Here is a 21,602-nt window from a genome sequence, read left to right as displayed (position 1 = left end):
GGTTTTAGAAGGGCAATTGAAAATATAATATCACTTTGGTACCAGTTTTGGTACCGAATTTGAAATGTAATTGATTGATAGCAGATGTTAATTTCGGGGCCTTTCACAATTAAGGGGGGCACTTCAAATCAACGAGCACTATTATTGGTAACTTACTTATTTAGAGTAAATACTAAACCGTTAACAGTTGATTTCACCTACTAATCAAGAAAATCAAAAAGGTTGGATGCGTCCAAACCCTCCTTTCCATATACTATTTTTCGATTGTTAGCATTATTTTCCCATGTCCTGTCAGCTTTTTTAATTTTTTGGGCGTTTGTAAATCCTATTAAAAGTGGATTTGAATGGCTATTAGAATAATAAGGGCTTGCTCGATCTAAATCCGAAGTTAAATTAAGAGGAGCTTTAGTAGGATTATCGACAAACTTACATTGAACAATAGCCTTTGTTTCACCATCGTATGTATCAATTATTATGTCAGCTCCTTTATCATGGCTTTGTTGAGTATATCTTGCAATATACCCAAATTTAGGCGCAATTTTTTTCATATCTTGAAATATTAGATCTTCATAAGTTTTGCCATTTAAATGAATATAGCTTTCCTCAATTGGAAGTTTAATTTTTTGATTCTTTTGAAACGTCTTTGCATAAAGCTCATCAATAGTATCGTTTTCCATAGGAGGTGCTATGATGATCTGTTGGCTGAGTCGACGTTTTTTTTCTAATAATTCATGCAAATTTAGATCAAAACAAGTTGATTCGTATTCAGGATGTAATGCAAGTATATAATAGATATGCACATCTGAGTTTTGGCCAATTCTATATATCCTATCATTAGCCTGATCCTCTACAGCTGGATTCCACCATCTTGTTAAATGAATAATGTGATTGGCTGCTGTGAGAGTCAAGCCAACTCCACCTGCGCGTGGAGATAATAGCATGACATCAAAAATTCCTCTTTCATTTTGGAATTTATCTACTATATCCTGCCTGCTTTTTGAGTTTATTTGTCCATTAATTGCCATAGGTAATTTTTTAAGATTGTATCGTGTTTTAATAATGTGGGGTAAAAAAGCAGGATGATGCCACTCGTTATACTCTATAAAGATAAGAGCTTTTTCTTTATTCTTATATATGCTATCTAAAATTTGAAAGCATTCTTTTACTCGAGCAGATTGGAGAATAAATTCATCATAAGAATTATATTGTCTTTGCCTTTTACTATCAGGATGTAAGGAGCAGGCCCTTAATAAATGTAATGCTTTCAGCATTCCTCCTGATTCTTCTTGCTGAGCTACTTCTTGAATTATTTTTTGGTAGGCATTTGCTTGTATATTGGGCATTAATACTGTTTTAACATGAATATTTTTTTTGGGTAAACCTGGTAAAATAGACGATTTCATTCTTCTTAGCATAAAAGGCGGTGCTTTTTCACTCGCTTTTGTCAATCCATCTTGAAGTTCTTTAATAATTTCATTTTGTTCGTTCTCACCTAATGTTAGGATTGATTTTTCATATTTTGTGCTAAATTCTTTAATGGATCCTAACATCCCTGGTTGTAGCACATCAGTGATGGCCCAAAGATCACATAGTCGATTTTCAACAGGAGTTCCTGTCATTCCCAACCAGAAATCACAATGAAGGCTGCATGCTGCAGAATAGTTTTGGGTTCCAGGATTTTTTAATTTTTGAATTTCATCAAATACTACAACTGCAAAATTGATCACACTGAAACTTGTTTGATATCTTGTAAGAGTATCAAATGTAGTCAAAATTAGATCAGAACCTTTTAATTGGGTTACATCTAAGTACCTACCAGATTTTAAATTTTTTAATGTTGAACCATAAGCACGGAGAAGATTACCTAGGCCACTAGATAAATGAATATTAATTTCGTCTTCCCAATTTTTTAATAAGCCAGTAGGGGCGACAATTAATAAAGGTTTATTCGTTATCTCTTTTAATTTCATTGCTTCATGAAGCCAAGCAAGAAACATGAGTGATTGGAATGTTTTCCCCAAACCCATGTCATCAGCTAATAATACGCCTCTAGAACCAGCTATATAATGGTTCTGTAACCATTTAAAAGCTTCTATTTGGTGGGGTTTCGGTTCAGACTTAACATTATTTGGGATTGCATTCGAATGTGGAATTATCACTCTTGGGTGACGAAAGACATTAAATTCGACACATTCTAAATTTTCTTTAACTAGCATAACTGGGGTTTGATTAATTTTATCTGTGATTCCAGTTAGTGTTTTTAGTTTATCTTCTTTTTCGATAACTGTATTTGGTTTTTTAGGTAAAAAACATTCAAGTTTTGAAATGTTCTCGTTATTCACAGGTATACTGAATTCTCCATATTGATAAAATTGATATCCATCCTTTTGGGCGTTTTTCAACTTATCTACTAAATCAGATACCTCATTCTTATTTGCAAATTGATGCTTATCACCATTAATATCAATACCAAAGGGAACATTTGGTAGTTCGCCACCAGGCAGCCATTCATTCGGAGGAAGCTGTATCCAAGGAATTATTTTCGCGTTCCAATCTCCAATTCCTATGACTCTATCGGAAAAAATTTGATCTAGTTCATCTTCATTGATAATTCCTTCCAAATCCTCAGCTAGAGCGGCTTTTGGATTTTTCAGAAATTCTAATTTTTCTTCTTTTGTTGCATGTTGAATTTTATGGACTGTTTCTAAAGCTTTATTAACCTGAGGATGAATCAGCAGATATCGACCAGGCCCAAGCCCATAATATTGGTTTAGTTGTAAACTATTATTGAAACTTCTGATGAAGGCTTCTTGATCAATAGGAGGAAGAATATTTTCAAAATGTGGATCCAAATTTTCAAGCTCTTTTTTTCTCAATAAAATTGGCTCTATTCTGAAACTATCTTTTTCTGGTACAGCTTGAATTTTAAATGCATTCGCAAAGAAAAGAGTTATTTTCGATATGGAACCATCGTCAGTTAAAGTCCATGTCTTTTCTTCTGGTAATAGATGCCGTATTGATGAAAAATGCTCTATAAGCTCTAGTCTTTTTTGTATTGAACTTGAAGAAACTAATTGTGTCTGTAATAACTTAATTTCCTCTTTTATTTTCCAAGCATACCAAGGTAGTAAAAATTTATTTTCACCTATCTGTAAAAAAATACCCCATTCTTTTGATTGAATAATTGGCCGTGAATAACTATTAACCCAATGATATTTGATTTTATAGTTGTTTTTCGCAATTAATCCTTCAGATATGATATGGATTCCACCGTCAAATAACGGCGGCAGTTCTAAAAGATTCTGTATAAAAAGTTCTTGTTCTTTAATAGAGGTAATAAAGTCCTTTGACGAAATAATCAATGTATCTACAGATGGTTGTTGTTGTAAGTTATTTGCTTCAATAAATTCCAATAACCATTGAGCTCCTTTGTGATCACATTTATGCCATTCACTTAAAGGTATTAAGCTATTTTTTTGTTGGAGTTTGAATAATAAAACCCATTGATTGTTGATGAATTGTTCATCATAAATTAAAGTTTGTTTACTGCGCTTTTTTATATTAAATCCAAAAATCACTGTGGTACACCTTTAAACCAGTATTGCGATATATAAAATCAGATAAATTTTGTTGCCAAGAGTATGTATTACTAGATAAATGACCAATTCCATCAGAATTGTAATGCGGTACGATTTTTAAAGATTCTTCTTTAAAATTTTTTCCCACATAATAATTTTTATATCTTTCCGGGGCTTTGGGATCCTCATCCCGCCATGCTCTACATTTCCCTTCGTGGCTCCATTCAGCAAGGACAATATTTCCAATTTTAAGAATTAAAACACTATGGTTTGACTTGCATCCGGAATCCATTGCTCCAAATGAGAGCTTGTTTTCAAAATAAGTTTCTGCATAATATTTTGCGTCGGGTCCAAGAACGAACCATGCTTCATCAAGAAAACCGTATTTATAATAAGCCATCCAAAAGGCCTTACGATATTTCCATTGCCGATCTAGCGCCATTTGATCAACAATTTCAAAGAATTGTTCAATGCTTTCACCAACTAACCATTGGTATATAACTTTCAAATATTGTTCGCTAATTGACCTCCAACCATCTCTTCGGTATGCAATAATACGTGGGTCTTTAAAATGTTTTATAAGTAGGTCTTGTACTTTTTTTTGACTTTCACTACTGTTGGTTGAGTTATTACTCAGCCAAGGAGTCAATAAAGATTGAATTAAATTAACTCTATGATTTGAAAATCGCACAGAATCTTTAGAAAAAAAATAATTGATTACAGCGTTTATTAATTTATCAGATGGCTCTCTTTCTAGTATTTTTAATAAGTTTAACCCTATAGCTTCAGAATAACCCCTAATAGAAATCTCGCCCTGTAACCCAAGAAGGCTAAAAAATTTGTATATATCTAAATTACATTCGTTTAAATATAGAGAAATCACTTTACTTAAATCAAAGTTTGGGGAAAATATATTTAATTTTTGATTTCTTTCATACCATTTCGATAGGCTGGGATTCATCGACGAATATATTTTTTCTGTTATAAAACAACTTAATTTTTTAAATACCGCAAGATATTGTTCTCTTAAGCTAAAATCTTTCAAGAAACAATATATTAATTTTTTTAAGTTACTAGCAGTCAGATTTTGAGATAGCCAATTTAAATATTTTTGTAAAAAATTAAGATCTGAACCAAGTGCAAATGAATTAACTTGGGGTGTTGTCCATAATATAAATGGTACTAGCTTCCATTCTTTATTAGAAATATTGTCAAAGGATTTTGCTTCTAAGGCTTTATAGAAAGTAATAGATAACTTTTCTAAGTTTTGACTAGTGGGGATACTACCCAAGCTATCAAATTTTTTCTCAATTATCTTTAATGCCCTATTTACTTGAGGTTCTTGCAATGATAAATGTTGAGATTTAAGTTTTATCGTATGATAAAACTGAGAAATTTCTTTTCTTAATGAAGGAGAGTTATCTGATTGCACGATGAAGTTTCTCCAGATCTTCAGGAGTAGGCGATCGCATGATAAACCTTAACTCAATTCTTCTATTAAGTTCCAGGCGATTGGGATCGACGGGTCTTCTTGCTTCATAACCACTTACATTCAAAATAGGAATGCCATTAATATTTTTGACTCCCTCATTTAAAAATGGTTTGGCTTCAGTTAGTTCTTTGAATATAGAAATAGCTCTTCTCGTTGAAAGGTACCAGTTATGATCAGAAGATCCTGTCACATCGGTATGGCCTTCAATGAAAACAGCATCCAAGCCATCTTGAGAGGCCAAATTTAAAGACCCACAATGATATTTATATTTTTTATCAGTTATTGCCATGCAGGGTAAATATTTTTCTAGAACATTTGCTAATTTAGATAAAGCCACTTTGCCATTTTCGTTAAGGTTATATTGGTCGATGCCAAATAAAATACTTTCAGGTAAACGTAAGACCCCTTGTTCAAGATCTACTGTTACAGCGACACCTTCTTCTTTCAAACTATGCTCAATTTTCTTTAATATTTTATCTCTGGACTCATTTATTTCTGTAACTTTTTTTGTTGCAGATTGATAATTATTAGCAACTATCATCAATAAAATAATAAAAATGAAAATAATGCCTACTAACATATCTGTGAATGAGGCAAAATAGCTTTCATCATGTAATTCTTGTGTCTGCATCTACCTGCCCATTTGACTTTTGTTCAATAAAATTTGTATAGGTTTCTTCCCGTTCCTCTTGTAATTCATGTATTGCTGCGCTTAAGTGGCTCAATGCTTTTTCAAACTGTGAATCAAAAGACTGTATAAAGTGAATAATACTATTTTTAAACTCTTCACTTCCTTTTGCTAATTCAGAAAATGCATTAGCTAAATCATGATCAACTTTCGTGAATCTATCTTCGTATTGGCTCAAAATAGTTGGCATTTTTTCGGTGAAACTATCTAAACTGTTTAATAAAGTACCCATTTGTTTTTGACTTTCTATTAGTCTTAATTCAGTTTCTTGAGTAACTTTAAGAGCTTTTTGGATTTGCTCTGATGTTTGAGATAGAGGCAAGACTGATTGTCGGATATCAGATGATGATTTTTCTAGATTTGTAGTAGTATTATTTAATCCATCAATTACAGTTTGTATTAGAGTGATATTATCATTGAATTTTGAGCTAGCATTTTCAATATTTTGAGCAGATGAATTAAAACCATTCACTGCAAGGGAAATTGAATCACCTGCGCTATCAAGTTTAAGAGATGATTCATTAATTTTTTGTAGTGACAATGAAAGATTGCCAAGTAAGTCTTGGATTGGCGCAATATTTTCTGTAATTTGATTGACTGTACCAGCAAGATTGCTCATGCTTTGAGTGTTGATACTAGCTGCGCCACTTATGTTGCCACTGGCATTTTGGATACTTTCAGCGATACTTTCAAGTGAATTAAGTGTTTTTCCAAATTCAGCAATACCATTTTGTACTGGTACAAATGTATTAGCAAAGTTCTCTAAGGATCGCATAAGTCGATCTGTGGATTCTTTAGTATTTGAGCCAAAGTTTGTACTCATTAATTCGATATTATCAACTAGTTTTTCAAGAGAGACTTTTAAAGTATTCACACCATTGACAAGACCTTGCATGTCATCAGCGGAACTTTTTCTTAATTGTTCAATAAACTCATCTAAAACTTTTTCAAGAGCATTTTCATTACTTCCTGAGAATTTATGAGCTAATTCTCTTATTTCGTGAGCTAAAGGCTCGAGAGCTTTAGCGACACTAACCGGCAATTGGTTATTAAGTACATCTCCAATTCCTCTGGAAATATCATTGGCCATACTTTGCAATGCAAAAGTCTGTTTAGTTTGCTCCTGTATACTTTCAAATAATAGTTTTTCAGTTGGTTTGTACTCAGTGCAATTTTCAATTAATGAACAAAAATTATTTAATTTCTTGTGAAACTCTTTTGTTTGCTTTTTCTGAATAAATGAGATGAATAAACTACAACTTATTCCTGCAATAGAACTAAAAAATTTAACAGATGCTACTTTCAGAAGTTCTGATAAGGCTGCCTGTCCTTCACCATGTGCTAATCCTTGTTGTGCTATATGCAGAGCAGCGGCTAATCCTATAAATGTAAAGGTCAGACCAATTCCGATTAGGTAATTGGGATAAGCATAAAATTGATTAATATTTAAAACTTGGCCTAATATGGACTGTTTAGTGAAATACTCATAGGGTCTATGTGATAGATATACTGCTCTATGGCTATGATTATCGGTCTCATTATAAGTTAAATAGTAAGTGCTCGATATAAAGTCATTCCAGATCGCTTTTAGCCATCTAAGGTTTGATATTTTCGTAGAAATGGATTCAAAGTTATTATAAAAGTCCTTTTTTGACTCAATTTGAAAAAAAACTTTCGATGCAATCTTCAAATCTTTATTAACTTTTCCTATATTCCAGAAGGATTGTTTTAGAGGGAAAAGGGCTACTATTACAATGAGTAATACAAAAAACCAAACGGTAGAATCTTGGGTTATGAAATAAAAAAAGGTTTCTGCATTTAGCATAATTTTGTTTCTCAAAAAAATAATAGCCTCATAATTCAGTGAGCATAAATATCTATCAAGTATCTATTTGAAATACTTATGATAGGATTAGCTCACTCTCCTAGAATTATTTTTTTTATTGAGATAGGAGGATTATGCTTCTTGTATACAGTTCTTGATAGTTTTCAAGGGTTGTTAGTTGGCGGATTTTATATTTTATTTGTTCAAGCTTCAACTATAATGTATATCCCTAATTTAGTACTAATAATTAGAGGTAAATGTAAGGGATAGAAAAAGATTAAAACTTCAGTTTTTTTACAAAATCCTTGATAAGTATTTCCTATATTTATTTGAATTAATAAGTGAATTTTAACAAAGAGGGAAATCAATCTTTCCTATCAAAAAATTTGGATTTGATCTAGAGCAACATAATTCAATTGCCTTACTAAGTGAATAAACCTATAATCCGGACCCTTTTTAAATGGTTTTGGATTGGAGATATCATGAAAGATTATTTTGCTAATAGGATAGAAACTGAGGAAGATAAGGACGAATATATGCCTTGGTAACCCAAGGAATATTTGCAGCTGCAATGGGTAATCCCAACATACCAGCACCAATGGAAGTTCCTGTAATTAATAAAATACCGCCTATGGATCTAGAATCCATTAATTTCCCCCTACACTATCGAACCTATTTTATCCTTTAAGCAATTATTAATTTATCCAGAAAAAATATAGAACAATAGCATTGTTCTATGTTTATTCAAGCTTTATTTTGTAAAGCTCCCATCTTTAGTGGCAACCTAAATTAGAGTTCATTGTCTTATTTTTTGCCAGATGTTCCCACGGTGTTAAATCATTTAGCGAATCGTGCGGTCTCTCGTCGTTATACTCCTTTATCCAGTTTTCTGTCAGCTCTCTGACTTCTTGTAGATTTTTAAACGCGTACATATCCAATATTTCTGTGCGGTAAGTTCTATTGAATCGCTCAATAAATGAATTTTGCGTTGGTTTACCTGGCTTAATAAATTCTAAAGCCACTTGATGCTTTTCAGGCCAGTCTGCTAATGTGCTTGAGATAAATTCAGGGCCATTATCCATGCGTAATTTAGCAGGGAAACCTCGCCATGCAACAACACGTTCTAATACGCGAATTACTCGCTGAGCAGGCAGGCTTAAATCGATTTCAATAGCCAACACTTCACAGTTAAAATCATCTACTATGTTAAATGTTCTGAAGCGTCGGCCACACATCAACGCATCACACATAAAATCCATAGACCAACACTGATTAATGGATGCTGGCACACTCAGGGGGCAGGTGAGCGATTAGGAAGCCGTTTTTTGCCTTTACGACGCATATTGAGCTTCAGTTCACAATATACCCGATAAATGCGTTTATGATTCCACCTATGACCCTGACGGCGCAAGACTTTAAGCAATTTACTAAAGCCATACGCCGGATAGCGTTCGGATGATTCCTGCAATGCCACAATAACGCCTTCATCGGATTGGCTATCCGGCTTATATCGATAAACCGAGTCGCTGATACCCACAACCTTACAAGCACGGCGTAAACTCACAGTATGAGTATTCACTGCATAATCAACCAGCTCCCGTCTCACAGATGACTTCATAGCTTTTTTTCGACAATATCCTTCAGGATTTTGTGATCAAGACTTAGCTCAGCATACATTTGCTTTAGACGACGGTTCTCTTCTTCAAGATCTTTCAGACGTTTTACGTCGGATGCCTCCATGCCACCATATTTGGCTTTCCAGTTGTAATAGGTTGCATCTGAAATCCCATATTCACGACAAATTTCTTTAACCAGCCGACCTGCTTCGACTTCTTTTAGAATTTTTACAATTTGTGTTTCTGTATAACGCGATTTTTTCATTTTTGTTCTCCTCAAACATAGTTTAACTTGGAGAACTCTAATCAGAAATGCACCTATTTTAGGGGAGGGTTACACTTTACAAATGTTAATGATTAACCAGAGTGGACGAAATATTTTCATGCCATCCGGGCTCTCTCAGTTCAAGCATATTAATAAAGCGTGTTTTTGGAAAATAAAGCAAAGCGTTGGTCAGATTTGACCCTACAAATCATTGATTATCACTGAAGGATGCTTTGATTTTTAATAGGGGCTAAGCCCTCATATTGCTTGAATTTCCTAATGCAATTTAAGCCGATTTTATTAAGAAATTGTCGGGCCAAGGCCCGACCTAAGGTTGTTGGGACTGTGGAAAAACAAAGCTTCAGCGATTACGTTAACTCTGGCTTCCTTTGCTAAGGTAGACGGGTTGTACGTTATACTCCACCGCGTGTTAATAACAACACTATCAACACAATCAGGATGATGCCCACGAGTCCACTTGGGTAATAGCCCCATCCACTGCTGTAGGGCCATGTTGGCAATATGGCTATCAATATAACTACTAAAATTAATAAAGTTACTAAGTTCATTTCAATTCCCTTGTTTAGATGATCCTAAGTCTAGTTTTACTTTGCTAAGCTACAAAAAGCAAATTTTTCTAACTTCATGAATTTTAAAGTCTAATTCATGGGCATTAAAGTTTACAAATTTTACAACTTGCCACTAATGCTCCACTTAAAAGAATACTTGATTCTTTTAGCAGGGTGGGTAAGCCGTCGACAGGCAAGGTGGTTTCCTAAATGCAATTTTAACCAAAATTTTATCAAGAATTTCGAACCCGAGTTTATAAGCGCATAAAGAGTGGAAGACATGGCTAAAAGCCTGAAGGCCGAAGAAGCTAAAAGGGACGTCCACTCGCCTCTGTTTAATTTTTATTTATTTGAGAAAATCGGTTTTTGATCCGGAGTCCAATTGATGTCTTCTGGTTTCAGAACTAATGTTGGGTGATGAGCATTGAGGTATTTGTCCTCATTCGTTACTAAATTATTAAAATAATCCAAAACCTCATCATCGTAATCATCAATATCGTTGGGATTAACACGCCGCTTAAACCATTTAAAATAAAAATTACTTAAAACCTCTTCATCAACTACGTTAATAATTAATGCTCTTGAATCCATTAAAGCTTTTTGACATATATAATCCAGACATTTACTCGCAAAGCCATTTCCTCGGAATTCTTCTTTCACCTCTATCCAAGTAAAATCAATATCTCCATCCTTTCTGTCTTTATAGATGCAATGCCCTACAATTTTTTTATTACTCAATATATTAATATGATGCTCATTTTTACCGTTGTTATCGAAAATTTCCTCAAATTTTAACTGCTCCTTCTTAGCTACTTCTCGGTTGTTATAAAACATTTTGACCCCAAACTTAATGCCTTAAGTGTCATTATAGTTTAATTAAGTGGTCAGCCCTTAGTTCGACAAATTAATTTTCCTTCCCACGATGTTGAAACAACATTTTTTTCAAGAATTTGTCGAGTCAAGGCCGGATCTACGCTGCTTATCGTCAAATAATTCTTGTTCTAATCGGTATACCGGAAAAGGGTTACATCGGTATAAATCCTTTGATTAAAATTTGAACTATGATTAAAAAGAACTTCCTTGCTATAGGGGCAAATTATGAAAAAATCTTCTCCAGGTTCCATAAAAAAAGAAAAAATCAAACAAGAGGATTTGAAAAATATTTCGGGAGGGAGTGATGAAAGGAATAGAAATCTTAATGACCCGATTTACACCAAAAACCCTATAAAAAATCCAATAAAAACACCAAAGAAACCTCGAAATCGATTCTGAACAGAGGCTCTTTGTCCTTATTTAAAGGAGCTTCTCGGCTCCTAGTGTCATGGTTGTAATGAGGCACATTTACAAGAGGCGCCTCATTGATTTTTTAGAACCTTCTTCCATTGGCACGTTCTATGGGATTGAGTATTTACTTAATCCATGAGTCAGCAAACGGAGTCAGGCCGAGGGCCAACCTAAACTTACTGGATTAACCTCGTTTTCAAAGCTAATTGGACGAATAGGCCTGTGGGTTCGATTTCGTGCAACGGCATTGTAGAATTCAAAATCCCAAATGGATGTTTTAAGTTCAATGAGATGTATCTGGTGTAGCAATTTCGATCAAGCATTTGTTTGCGAATCCAACTGCCAAATTTTTCGAGTGATGATTCCTCAGAACAGAATATTAAAATTAGAGAATTCCGCTGTCTTTTTTTTAAAATGTATTACATAGTTGTTGAGCTTCATCGCAAAATGTTCATTAGCCATTCTTAAGGACTAGAAATGCTAAATAAAATCCAAAATATCTGTTTATTAGTCGTATTAGTTATCTCTACTGTGTCGGCGGAAACTTACCGTGTAGCTGCAACAAAAGACACAGTAACTCTAGGGCTTTTTACCTTAGATAAGCAACCTGCTGTTAAAATTCACTCTGGCGATTCCGTATCTCTTGAAACCTGGAACAGTTGTTTGCATGAAATGGTTTTTAATAAGACCACCCCTGCTGGAGTTGCACAGTTTTATCAAAAACATGATATTCAAAATAGACGTGGAATGCACAGCTTAACTGGTCCTGTCTACATTGAGGGAGCTGAACCAGGTGATGTGCTTGAGATTCGGATTTTAGATATCAAACTAAACGATTTTGGCTATAATTTCTTAAGTCCTACCGCAGGGATTTTATCGGAATTTACAACCCCTCAAATCATGTACTTTAAGTACAATAAAGAAAAAACCACTACTGAATTTACCAAAGGTATCTGCTTACATTTAAAACCCTTTCCAGGAATTATTGCAGTAGCTCCTCCCACAGATTGGCCTGATGGTTGGCCCGTTAATTTAGATTCGCATATGGGGCAACCTGTTCCAGGACAATTTAATTCCGTTCCACCTGGTCCATTTGGCGGTAACCTTGATGAGCCCAGTTTGCAAGTTGGTTCTATTCTTTATTTACCTGTTTTTCAAAAGGGTGCATTAGTTTGGACCGGTGATTCACATGCAATGCAAAGCAATGGTGAAATTGATGTTACTGCACTTGAAACCTCGTATGAAGGGATCACTTTGCAATTCATCGTTCGAAAAGATCTAAGAGCTGAAGGGGTATTTGATAAAACCAAACGTAATGGTAATAGCCTGTTCACTTGGCCAGTTATTGAAAATGCAAAAGAATGGATTGTGATGGGTTTGAATGAGGATCTGTTTGAAGCCATGCAGCTTGCCTCTAGAAATGCTATTGAATTGTTAGTCCGCACTCAAGGGTTCTCGGCGAAGGAAAGTTACCAGTTCTTAAGTATGGTAGGTAATTTCAAAATTCCTGAAGCAGTCAATACCATCAAAAACGTAGCCGTGCATATTCCTAAAGAAAGCTTCAAAAATCTAGGCAAGATGAAGACGCTTTCCTCTGAAGGTAAGTTTCCTCTTACAGCGCCAAAGATTAATGAAAATGCAAGTTGCGAACCTCAGGAAGGCAAGATTATTCAATAACCCTTTAGGTGAAAAAAATGAAAAAATTCATAATGTTTTTATATTTATACTTCATGGCCTCGGTTGTTTTTGCGCACAGCATTGTACTTGAGAATAAAACGAATTATCCAGAAAAGGGCAGATTAGGCCAAATTGCAGTACAGTGGGCTACTTCAGCAAGAGCGGTACAAAAAGCCAATAATAGCATGCTTAAAGGCGCAGCATTGAGTGCGAACTCATTCGTATTGCCCAATCAAAAAGGAAAAATTCAGCTCAGTTCACCGAATAATGCCCGCTACTTTAGGCTCATAGCATGGTCAAGTGATAAGCCAGATCCTGATTTAATAACTAACTGGGTAGGCATTACTCCGAATAAAACTTATGTCGTGAACCAAAATCAACTGGTACCCCTTATACTCATGGCTGGCTCAGGCTGTTAAACGCTAGAGCAGTAAGCGTAGGTCGGGCCTTGGCCCGACACACAAGCTTTTTAGGGAAAGAGTGCTTTTAATAGGCTTGGATCTTCATATTTCATTGGATTTCCGAAAGCATGGTCTAAAGAGACGACGTGCGCTTTGCAATTGAAGAGAACGTTGACTTCATTTATGAAACACTAAGCGAGGATTTAAGAGAACAGGGTGTACTACATCGTTTTAAATATTCAAAGCCTGATTTTAAACAAGCCTTTTTGGCAAAAGGCCTCTTGCTATTTTTTTAATCTTAATTATGGATGGTAAAAAGGCAGGGTTTGCCAATTTTTACATTGAGCATCGAAATTTTATACTGCAAACAGCAAGGCAAACCTGTATTTAAATGATCTATTTGTCCTAAAGGCATATCGGCAAAGAAGAGGGGCTGCTTTATTGATGGAGAAATTTCAAGAAATAGCCAGCGAAGAAAATTGTGGTCGAATCGAAGGGGTTATGCTTGCGGATAATGAAGAAGCGCTCAGGCCAAGGCCCGATTTACCATTTGAAATCAGCGTAGCCATGACTTTGTGGCGGCGGCTTTAGGTAAACACCAGGATGCTAATTTTTGTACCATTTAAATATCTTTGTTAGAATGAAATTCGAATGAATAACAATGTGAGGGTAATACCGGCATTTTATTGGTATGAAAAATTCTAATCTAAGCATATGTGACGCAACCATACATCCTGGTGAAGTAGCTAATTTGGCTCTTCCTCTTCCCGAATTATATTCATGTACTTCCTTTTACATGCCCATCAAGGTAGTCCATGGCAAACAGGCTGGCCCCTGCATCCTTATTTTTTCTGCATTGAAGGGTGATGAATTAAATGGCCTTGAAATCATCAATCGTCTGTTAAATCCCGAACACCTGAAAAATTTACAGGGTACATTGATTGCTATACCCGTATTGAATGTGTTGTCGTTGGTGAATCATTTAAAAACGCTGTCTTTCGAAATTAATCTTGAACGATGTTTTCCTGGTAAAAAGAATGGAACTTATGGTGAAAGGATGGCCCATGTGTTCACAAAGGAGATATTGTCGAAAGCGGATTATTGCATTGAGTTACAAAGTGGTTCATTGAACCACGACATTTTACCGCAGATATATTGTAATGTGTCGGATGCAACGAGTAAAACGCTTGCGCAAGCCTTTGCTGCTCCGGTGATTACCAACATGAAAGCCAAAACAAATTCCTTACGCCAAACGTCTGAAAAGCTCAATATCCCTTTGCTCATATACCAAGCAGGGGAGGCTTTGCGTTTTAATGAGTCTGCAATATCCCTGGGATTGGACGGGATTTATAGAGTACTGCATGCGCTTGGTATGTTGTCTGCTCACAGTGAAAAAACCTCAGAAGGATTCAAACCTGTATTCTCAGAAGATCAGGACTGGATTTATTCACACATGAGTGGTGTACTCAAAAGTAAAGTGGAGTTGGGGCAGCGTATTCACAAAAAACAAATCATAGGATTAATTAATGATCCTTTTGGAGCAGGGAAAGTGGAATCAATCAAAGCACCATCGGATGGTATTGTAGTAGGGATTAATCGCCACCCTCTCATTCATGAAGGGGAATCCATTTTTAAAATCGCTTCCTTCATCGATAATAATCGCGCTGAAACGGCTTTAGGTGTTTGGAGCGAAACGTTCATTGACGAAATGCTCTGAGACATAATATATGACGGTTCGCGGCACTATAATTTGGCTCATTTGTGCATTTTTCTTTTTATATGAGTTTTTTTTACGTACTGTATTAGGCACGTTTCAATCTTCAATTATCCTAGATTTACATTTGTCTGCGGTTCAATTTGCAATCATGAGTTCAACTGCTTATCAAATAATTTATGGATTGATGCAGTTACCGGTGGGAATCATTGCTGACCGATATGGCTTAAAGAAAACGCTCTTGTTTGCTGCTCTTGTTTGCTCAGTTTCCAACTTGGGTTTTTCTTTTGTCCACAACTACCAAATGGCATTACTTTTTCGACTGTTTATGGGCTTGGGTTCTTCCTTTGGTTTCGTTTGTTTACTACTCGCGGTTTATGATTGGCTGCCGCGGAAAAATATTGCTTTCTTTATCGGCTTATCCCAGTTCATCGGTACTCTGGGGCCTATGCTTGCTGCAGGTCCTCTAAATGCATTGTTAGAAACTAATGTTTTAGGGTGGCGCGAATTGTTTTTAGTACTTGCTTTAATTGGTGGGATATTTTCCATTCTCGTGTTTTGCTTTGTTGATAAAAATAGAGAGGAAGCTAATTCCCTTTTTATATTAGCAAGACCGTCGTCCTTGCTTTCCAATTTGTATCAACTGGTTCGGCAAAAACAAGTTTGGTGGATAGGCTTTTATTCCTCAAGTGTTTACTTTTCTCTGGAATATTTGTCAGAAAATGAAGGCATTTCTTTTTTAATGGCCAAGGGGCACTCTGCTACTTTCGCAGCTTACCTCATTACGATTGCATGGCTAGGCTATGCAATCGGATGCCCTGTTTTGGGTTTTTTATCCGATAAATTAAAACAACGAAAACCCAGCATGCTTTTTAGTATTGGTTTGGTGCTGTTCAGTTTAAGCGCAATTATTTACCTTCCACTTAATCCATTAAGTATTCTGCTTTGCTTTTTTCTACTGGGTATTGGCGCAAGCGGACAGAGCCTGGGTTTTGCGATCATTAGTGAATATTGTCAATCCAGCTATCTAACGATAGGACTGGCTTTTAACAACACGCTGATTATGTTCTTCGGCGCGGTTAGTGCGCCCTTGATTAGTACAATGCTTGAGCGGGGCGCCACAGCCTATCCTTTACTTGTTAACTATCAAATGAATTTTTCATTAATGATAGCCTTCATATTTATAGGGGTTATTCTTAGCTTTCTGTTAATCAAAGAAACTTTCTGCAAGCAAGTTCACGAAATAACAATGTTGTCGCCAAAACTTGATTAATAAGAGTAAAGCAAAAAGGCTCATCTATGATCATGAAGAATCGGATTTACACATTCAGATTCATAGCAAAGGCATTCGCGATAAATACAGAATACGATATTTTGAATCATCCATGATTACAAAATATCGTCCGTCGTTATAAAACCAGACCATTGGGTTGTGGATGAAGGATAGTATCATTCATATTGATACCCACAGCCTGGCAAAGATCTTCACCTGGCATTAGAAATCCTTCCGGTAAATTTTCTTTCTGGAATACGAGTACTTGTTTACGATGGCCACCCGCTTCGCTAATCGGGCTTGCACCACGTTTAAAGAAACGGATGATAGGGAGAGGGGTTCCTTCCTCAAGGCTTTCTAATTGGTAACGGAAATCCTGATTCAATCCAACAAGCTTTGTAAACAAAGCCTGTGAGTAATCATTCATTTCATGGTCTTCCATCTCGATGCCATCATTGAGTTCTAGCCATATTTCCAGTTTGTCCTCACCCGTTCTTTCATCGATATAGCTGTAAAATGCTTTTTTAAGAATTTTACTCTCTGTATCTATATCTGTAACAGCGCGTTCTAATTCAGTAAAGGCCAGATTAGCCCCATTGAATACCACAGTGGAATCACGTCCCCACACAAAAATCAAAGGTAAATTGGTTTTAGGTTTCTGGAAAATACCGTATTTTGCCAGCAAGGCTTGCACATCACTCGAAGCATAGATTCTGCCCTTATCACCTAAATCGTAACGGATACGGGGGGATGAGCGATCGTTTCGGGTGGCAGTAAAGATGAGTGAATCTTTGTCATCCGCATGCGCTTCATCTTTGCCTTCATCAAGACACTCCACATGATAGTTCCAGGGATCGTAGTGAAAGACCATCGGTAGACCTTTATTGGGGCCATAAAGCTCACGGGCAAGACCTGGATTTTGTTCAATTGCTTTGCGCACTGTTATTTCATACTCCGTCTCAACACCCAGGTTAATATCTAAATCCGAAGCACCATAAGAAGAGTAGATTTGATTAAATCCGTCTTGTATTAACAGATCGCGCATTGCTTCTGAAATGGGCTGGCCGCCAACCACAGCAATGGCTGAAAAGTCAGCTAAGCTATAGCCCTTATCTTGTATATAGGCAGCCAAATCCTTAAGAAAAGGGGGGTAACCCGCGATGATGATTTGGCTTTTCTCTTTGTTTAATGTTTCAGCAATAGCCCTAACTTTGGCTTTATAGCGATTCATAAATGCTTTTGCTCTATGGCTAGAAAGTGCAGCGATTTGGGCATCCAAAGCGTCAGCAAGCTTTAGATCACGATTTTTTAACAAGGCTTTGAGGGTGTTATCAATAATTTCTGTAATAATCCTTCCACCTTCTTCGCTAATACCCGGATTGGCTCGTTGCAGGTTGTTAACTGCCAATTCAAGCTGGTGTTTTTCATATTTGGTTATACGTACGAGCTCATCCAGAATTTTTTCTTTATCTGGGCCTGTTGCAAAAACAGAACCTGTTTCACGCATCAATTCATAAGTGGTTAAGCCAGTAGCCCATGGACCTAGCGCAAAGGCATTCACATAATTGAGTTTTCGATTGCCAAATTGAATTTTTGCCGCCAGGGCTAGTGACTTCTTAACGGTATCCAATTCACGCTCACTACGCACCCAGGTTGTAGGTTTACCTGTTGTACCCGTAGAAGTATCGGTTTTTCCCTTCTCTGGATATTTGCCTTGCCAATGAAGGTCTGAATCGTGTTCCTGGACTTTGATGTAAATCCCCTTCGATGTAACAGGAACATCGCCGTAAGATGCATCAACTGCTCTACCATTAAAAGTTTTTAAATGTTGCCTGTATGCAGGGACTTTGGCATAAGTCTGGTGATAGCGGCTTTTTGCAAGGATCTCACCCGTTTCGAAAATATTTTTTTCTTTACCAAAGAAAAAAAAGCGCACCTTAATGAGGAAAGAACTCCGGATGGTTACCTGATATAGCCAGCTCAGGAAATTACCCTTGAAGGAATCGGCAATTGGATCAGTCCAGAGATTGATTCGACGTTGGTTATGTTGGCCTGCATGGCGAAGATGCTCACCTGCAGTATTTTGGCGCTCTTTATCTTCCAGAGTGGGATTATTTAATTCAGATTTCCAGAGTTTGTTGTTTAATATCCTGATAAGTTTGCTATCCGAATCATTGGCGCTGGCATGTCCACCAATATATTTTATTAAACTGCTCCGATTTACAACAAACACCGTCTTTCTCTGTTGTCCATTTTCAAGAATCTGGTTTGCTTCAATCTTAATGGTTCTATAAAACATTGATGCAGGCCAATGGTGCACGGTCACCCCATTTTTTCCTAATTCGTTTCGTGGATTTGTTTGGCCTTGCTGGAATAATAGGCGCTCTCCATATTCTGGATGATTAAAAACAATTACTGCTGATTTAATTTTGTGAATTGCCATAGACGTGATCCCTTAGAAATTTGCGGGTCGAATTTAATCACAGCAGTCAAAGATTAACAATGGCGTTAAAAAATTTATCATCGATGCAGTTAGAAATTCCTAAACAGGGGTTTCAGGAAATGGTCAGGCCGAGTCCCGGCCAGCTCGTCAGTGATATAGAATATCGTTAACAATTGGTCCTGTTTCCCATAATAAGACCTATACGATCAGCTATGTTTGAAACAGGCTCTCTATCCAGTAATCTATTTCTTTCTTCAAATGATAGGATTTCAGTAAATTTAGTTAATAAATACTGATGGGTATCAGAGCCTTCGATAGAAAAATTCAAAAGGTATTCGACCAATTTATAACTTTTAAATAGGGGCTTGAATGTGGCTTCTATCTCCTGCAGTTCAATCCTTTTATCATTTTGAACACAATCAATAAGATCAAGAATTTTTATGGATTTAGTTTGAATCTCAGGTATAGAAAAAATAAGGTTACAACTGTAATATTTTGCATAGAAATTCTTATTTTTTTCTGAAATATTAAAATTGGATATAAAATGGATTTCTGTGATTGCTTCTATAGGGATATTGACGGCTCTTTGAAAATTAAATTCCGCACCTGCGGAAAGTTTTTTCCCTATTAGGTTGAAAATTGAAATCATTTCTTCATCCCTAACTTGATTTAATTCTTGGCAAATCAAATCCATCAGTTTAGGCAATTTTTCTAAATGCCTAAAAAATTGCATGACGAAAAACTTTTCCACATTTCCAGGCTGCCCATAAAATATGGTCTGTCCGTAATCCGCTTCAATTACATCTTCCTGAATATTGAAGAACAATTGTTCTTCCTCAGTTGGACTCTGTTGATAAGGCTCTAAATATTTTCCATTATAGGTGTAATGAAGGACGTATTTTTTCTCATCAATCATAAATTTTATGCCGCAGGCATTTCGGTAAATCTTTAAATTTATCTTCCCAATTTTAATGCCATCGGAAAATTCATCTGGAATATCAAATGCAGCGAATACTTTGTGATCTTTAGCCAGGGAATCTGTTTTTCTAACCTCTTGGGAATCGGGTTTTGATGACCATAATAAGTCATGTTCTTTAACAAATACTTGCCCAGGCATAAAAGTTTTTAACTGTAAAAATTTTCGAAAATCAATGAAAATCCTTATAGGAGGATATCTTAAATCCGCATTTTGTATCGCTAAGCTATCAACGTCATCAATTCCGAAGCAAATTGAATCATAATCAGCTGGTTCTGTAGAAGCGTTTAACGCTGAACCTATATACAACATATTTTTTTCAACAAGATATTTTCTACTGAAAAAAGAGGAATCTAACATTAAATCAATATAAGCTTGATTTGTAACGTGGTTCAAAGTGCTAATAAAATTCACCTTTTGTAAATTTGCCAAAATCCTGGTGAGTAAATCCCTTTCAATCCGCTTTGGCAGATAAAAATTACTGGTGTAAGAAGCAAAAGGATAATACTTTCGGTGAACTTGTTTTCGAGTATTCGAATGAAATAAACCTTGGAGAGGTCTGATTCCTTTATTTCGCTTTTCTTTTTCATTCACTTTCTCGATCAAATTCTTTTGAATTTCATTTTTGCTATGCATTTATACCCTTTAGCTACAATTAGCCATATGTGTTGAATAAAGGGAGCATTATGCAAAAATTTGACGCAAGTGCAATAATTCCACAAAAAAGGCAGAAAATGAGCTTTAACGAAATATGAAGAATGAGCTATATAAAATTACATTTTATGATTGTTTGGCTGAAAGTAACCGAGTTTTAGCTGTGACCGATGCTTTCTCGAATTCTCTATTCGGGACGACCTACTCACTCTTCATGAGGTTGTTGCCATGAATGGATTGGAAAGTCGCAAACAAGCACGATGACTGTAAATAAATAGAGAGTCCTGAATCAAACCATTGCTCTTGTAATATACTTAATTTGATTGAGTAAATGCCTTAAGAAAACACAAGAAGATCTTTAGAAATTAAATGAATTCTGGTTTAAGAAAATGTTAGGGATAAATGCTATGGTTTCTACTCGTTTAAATAATGAAGAAGGGCTGAAAAAAATTGCGGAAGTGAACAAGGCCCTTACTGCCATAGGCTATGTGGTTTTGATATTGGCATTAATTTCTGCAGTGATGGTGGTAAGAAGCTTTCTTTTCGCTATCCTTGTTTTCTCATTGTTTGAACCAATCATCACTGCCAAAAACAAATGGTTTAGATCAATTCGAAGTTATTGGATTATTGCCTGGCACCCATTGATTGGTATTTTCTACGTTTTATGGCTTTGTTTACTGCTGGGCACGTTATTTACAAACCCACTTGTATTGGATTATCTACTCGCCTCAATCCTGCTAATCATTGGTTTCTCCCGGATTTACATGTCATTTAGATCAAAAGCCTTAGTGTTGGTTTCAGCAGGAGTAATGTCCATAGTTCTCGCCGTTTTTTATTTATCAAATAATGACATGTTAAAAATGTTTGTGATTTGTTTAATGGTCTTCGATTGCATTATTGGCGGTGCAATTTATGTGATGGTGGGAGGTAGCATACGCAAAAAATTAAAAGACACTCGTGTAACGACTAAGCTAAAGCAAGAGTAGGGCGGTCCTCGTCCTCACAATTTCCATATTGGTTAGAGAATTTTTTTGGGGTCTATGATCTCATCGATGCCGCATTGTATTGTTCAGCGAGTGGAGTGTTGACCTAATTTGAGTTTTATCCAAAATGGTCGGGACAAGGCTTGACCTACTTGTTGGGGTAG

The 21,602-nt window shown here is 36.0% G+C and carries 17 protein-coding genes and 1 pseudogene; 8 read left to right on the top strand and 10 right to left on the bottom strand.

The window, feature by feature from the left end:
• Positions 1-200 precede the first annotated feature (200 nt).
• From EL203_RS08865 to EL203_RS08830, 8 genes and pseudogenes are all read right to left on the bottom strand, one after another.
• Positions 201-3,578, bottom strand: a complete 3,378-nt coding sequence (locus tag EL203_RS08865; protein WP_058469682.1) for an SNF2-related protein — start codon at positions 3,576-3,578, stop codon at positions 201-203.
• Complete coding sequence (locus tag EL203_RS08860) at positions 3,562-5,010, bottom strand: EH signature domain-containing protein (RefSeq protein ID WP_058469681.1); 1,449 nt, start codon at positions 5,008-5,010, stop codon at positions 3,562-3,564. Before EL203_RS08860 ends, EL203_RS08865 begins: the two co-directional genes overlap by 17 nt.
• Positions 4,997-5,701, bottom strand: coding sequence for an OmpA/MotB family protein (locus tag EL203_RS08855; RefSeq protein WP_058469680.1), 705 nt, complete (start codon positions 5,699-5,701; stop codon positions 4,997-4,999). Before EL203_RS08855 ends, EL203_RS08860 begins: the two co-directional genes overlap by 14 nt.
• Positions 5,679-7,583 (bottom strand): hypothetical protein, encoded by a 1,905-nt coding sequence (locus EL203_RS08850; protein WP_058469679.1) that lies wholly within the window; start codon positions 7,581-7,583, stop codon positions 5,679-5,681. The genes EL203_RS08855 and EL203_RS08850 overlap by 23 nt, the downstream gene beginning before the upstream one ends.
• 498 nt (positions 7,584-8,081) lie before the next feature.
• Entirely contained in the window at positions 8,082-8,231 is a 150-nt protein-coding gene (locus tag EL203_RS08845) for an aromatic amino acid transport family protein (protein WP_126320111.1), read from the bottom strand.
• 125 nt (positions 8,232-8,356) lie between these two features.
• A pseudogene (locus EL203_RS08840) lies at positions 8,357-9,464 on the bottom strand (IS3 family transposase).
• 413 nt (positions 9,465-9,877) lie between these two features.
• A complete protein-coding gene (locus tag EL203_RS08835; RefSeq protein WP_082647102.1) occupies positions 9,878-10,033 on the bottom strand; it encodes a DUF3309 family protein in 156 nt (51 codons plus the stop codon).
• Positions 10,034-10,375: 342 nt separating this feature from the next.
• The gene (locus EL203_RS08830) at positions 10,376-10,867 is read right to left on the bottom strand and encodes a GNAT family N-acetyltransferase (RefSeq protein ID WP_058469645.1); all 492 of its coding nucleotides are present in this window, start codon (positions 10,865-10,867) and stop codon (positions 10,376-10,378) included.
• Between the two features lie 264 nt (positions 10,868-11,131).
• On the opposite strand from EL203_RS08830, the gene EL203_RS14420 reads away from it, so the two are divergent.
• From EL203_RS14420 to EL203_RS08805, 7 genes are all read left to right on the top strand, one after another.
• Positions 11,132-11,305: a hypothetical protein gene (locus EL203_RS14420; protein ID WP_156413803.1), complete on the top strand. Its 174-nt coding sequence runs from the start codon at positions 11,132-11,134 to the stop codon at positions 11,303-11,305.
• Between the two features lie 489 nt (positions 11,306-11,794).
• Positions 11,795-12,994 (top strand): acetamidase/formamidase family protein, encoded by a 1,200-nt coding sequence (locus tag EL203_RS08825; RefSeq protein ID WP_058469646.1) that lies wholly within the window; start codon positions 11,795-11,797, stop codon positions 12,992-12,994.
• 17 nt (positions 12,995-13,011) lie between these two features.
• The gene (locus EL203_RS08820) at positions 13,012-13,413 is read left to right on the top strand and encodes a hypothetical protein (protein ID WP_058469647.1); all 402 of its coding nucleotides are present in this window, start codon (positions 13,012-13,014) and stop codon (positions 13,411-13,413) included.
• A 128-nt stretch (positions 13,414-13,541) separates the two neighbouring features.
• Positions 13,542-13,691, top strand: coding sequence for a hypothetical protein (locus EL203_RS14415; RefSeq protein WP_156413804.1), 150 nt, complete (start codon positions 13,542-13,544; stop codon positions 13,689-13,691).
• A gap of 85 nt (positions 13,692-13,776) precedes the next feature.
• Entirely contained in the window at positions 13,777-13,986 is a 210-nt protein-coding gene (locus EL203_RS08815; RefSeq protein WP_122225059.1) for a GNAT family N-acetyltransferase, read from the top strand.
• Positions 13,987-14,086: 100 nt separating this feature from the next.
• Complete coding sequence (locus tag EL203_RS08810; protein ID WP_058469648.1) at positions 14,087-15,112, top strand: succinylglutamate desuccinylase/aspartoacylase family protein; 1,026 nt, start codon at positions 14,087-14,089, stop codon at positions 15,110-15,112.
• 10 nt (positions 15,113-15,122) lie between these two features.
• Entirely contained in the window at positions 15,123-16,382 is a 1,260-nt protein-coding gene (locus EL203_RS08805) for an MFS transporter (protein ID WP_058469649.1), read from the top strand.
• 136 nt (positions 16,383-16,518) lie between these two features.
• Here the strand turns inward: EL203_RS08805 and EL203_RS08800 are convergent, their stop codons facing one another.
• Both EL203_RS08800 and EL203_RS08795 read right to left on the bottom strand, forming a co-directional pair.
• Entirely contained in the window at positions 16,519-18,825 is a 2,307-nt protein-coding gene (locus tag EL203_RS08800; protein ID WP_058469650.1) for a phenylacetate--CoA ligase family protein, read from the bottom strand.
• Positions 18,826-18,991: 166 nt separating this feature from the next.
• On the bottom strand, positions 18,992-20,437 hold the full coding sequence (locus EL203_RS08795; protein WP_058469651.1) for a hypothetical protein: 1,446 nt from the start codon (positions 20,435-20,437) through the stop codon (positions 18,992-18,994).
• Between the two features lie 425 nt (positions 20,438-20,862).
• Here EL203_RS08795 and EL203_RS08790 point away from each other — a divergent pair, with 425 nt between their 5' ends.
• Positions 20,863-21,441 (top strand): hypothetical protein, encoded by a 579-nt coding sequence (locus tag EL203_RS08790; protein WP_058469652.1) that lies wholly within the window; start codon positions 20,863-20,865, stop codon positions 21,439-21,441.
• The last annotated feature ends 161 nt before the right edge of the window (positions 21,442-21,602 follow it).

It is taken from the genome of Legionella jordanis (genome assembly GCF_900637635.1).
GTDB lineage: Bacteria > Pseudomonadota > Gammaproteobacteria > Legionellales > Legionellaceae > Tatlockia > Tatlockia jordanis.
This window is presented reverse-complemented; position numbering and strand designations above follow the sequence as displayed.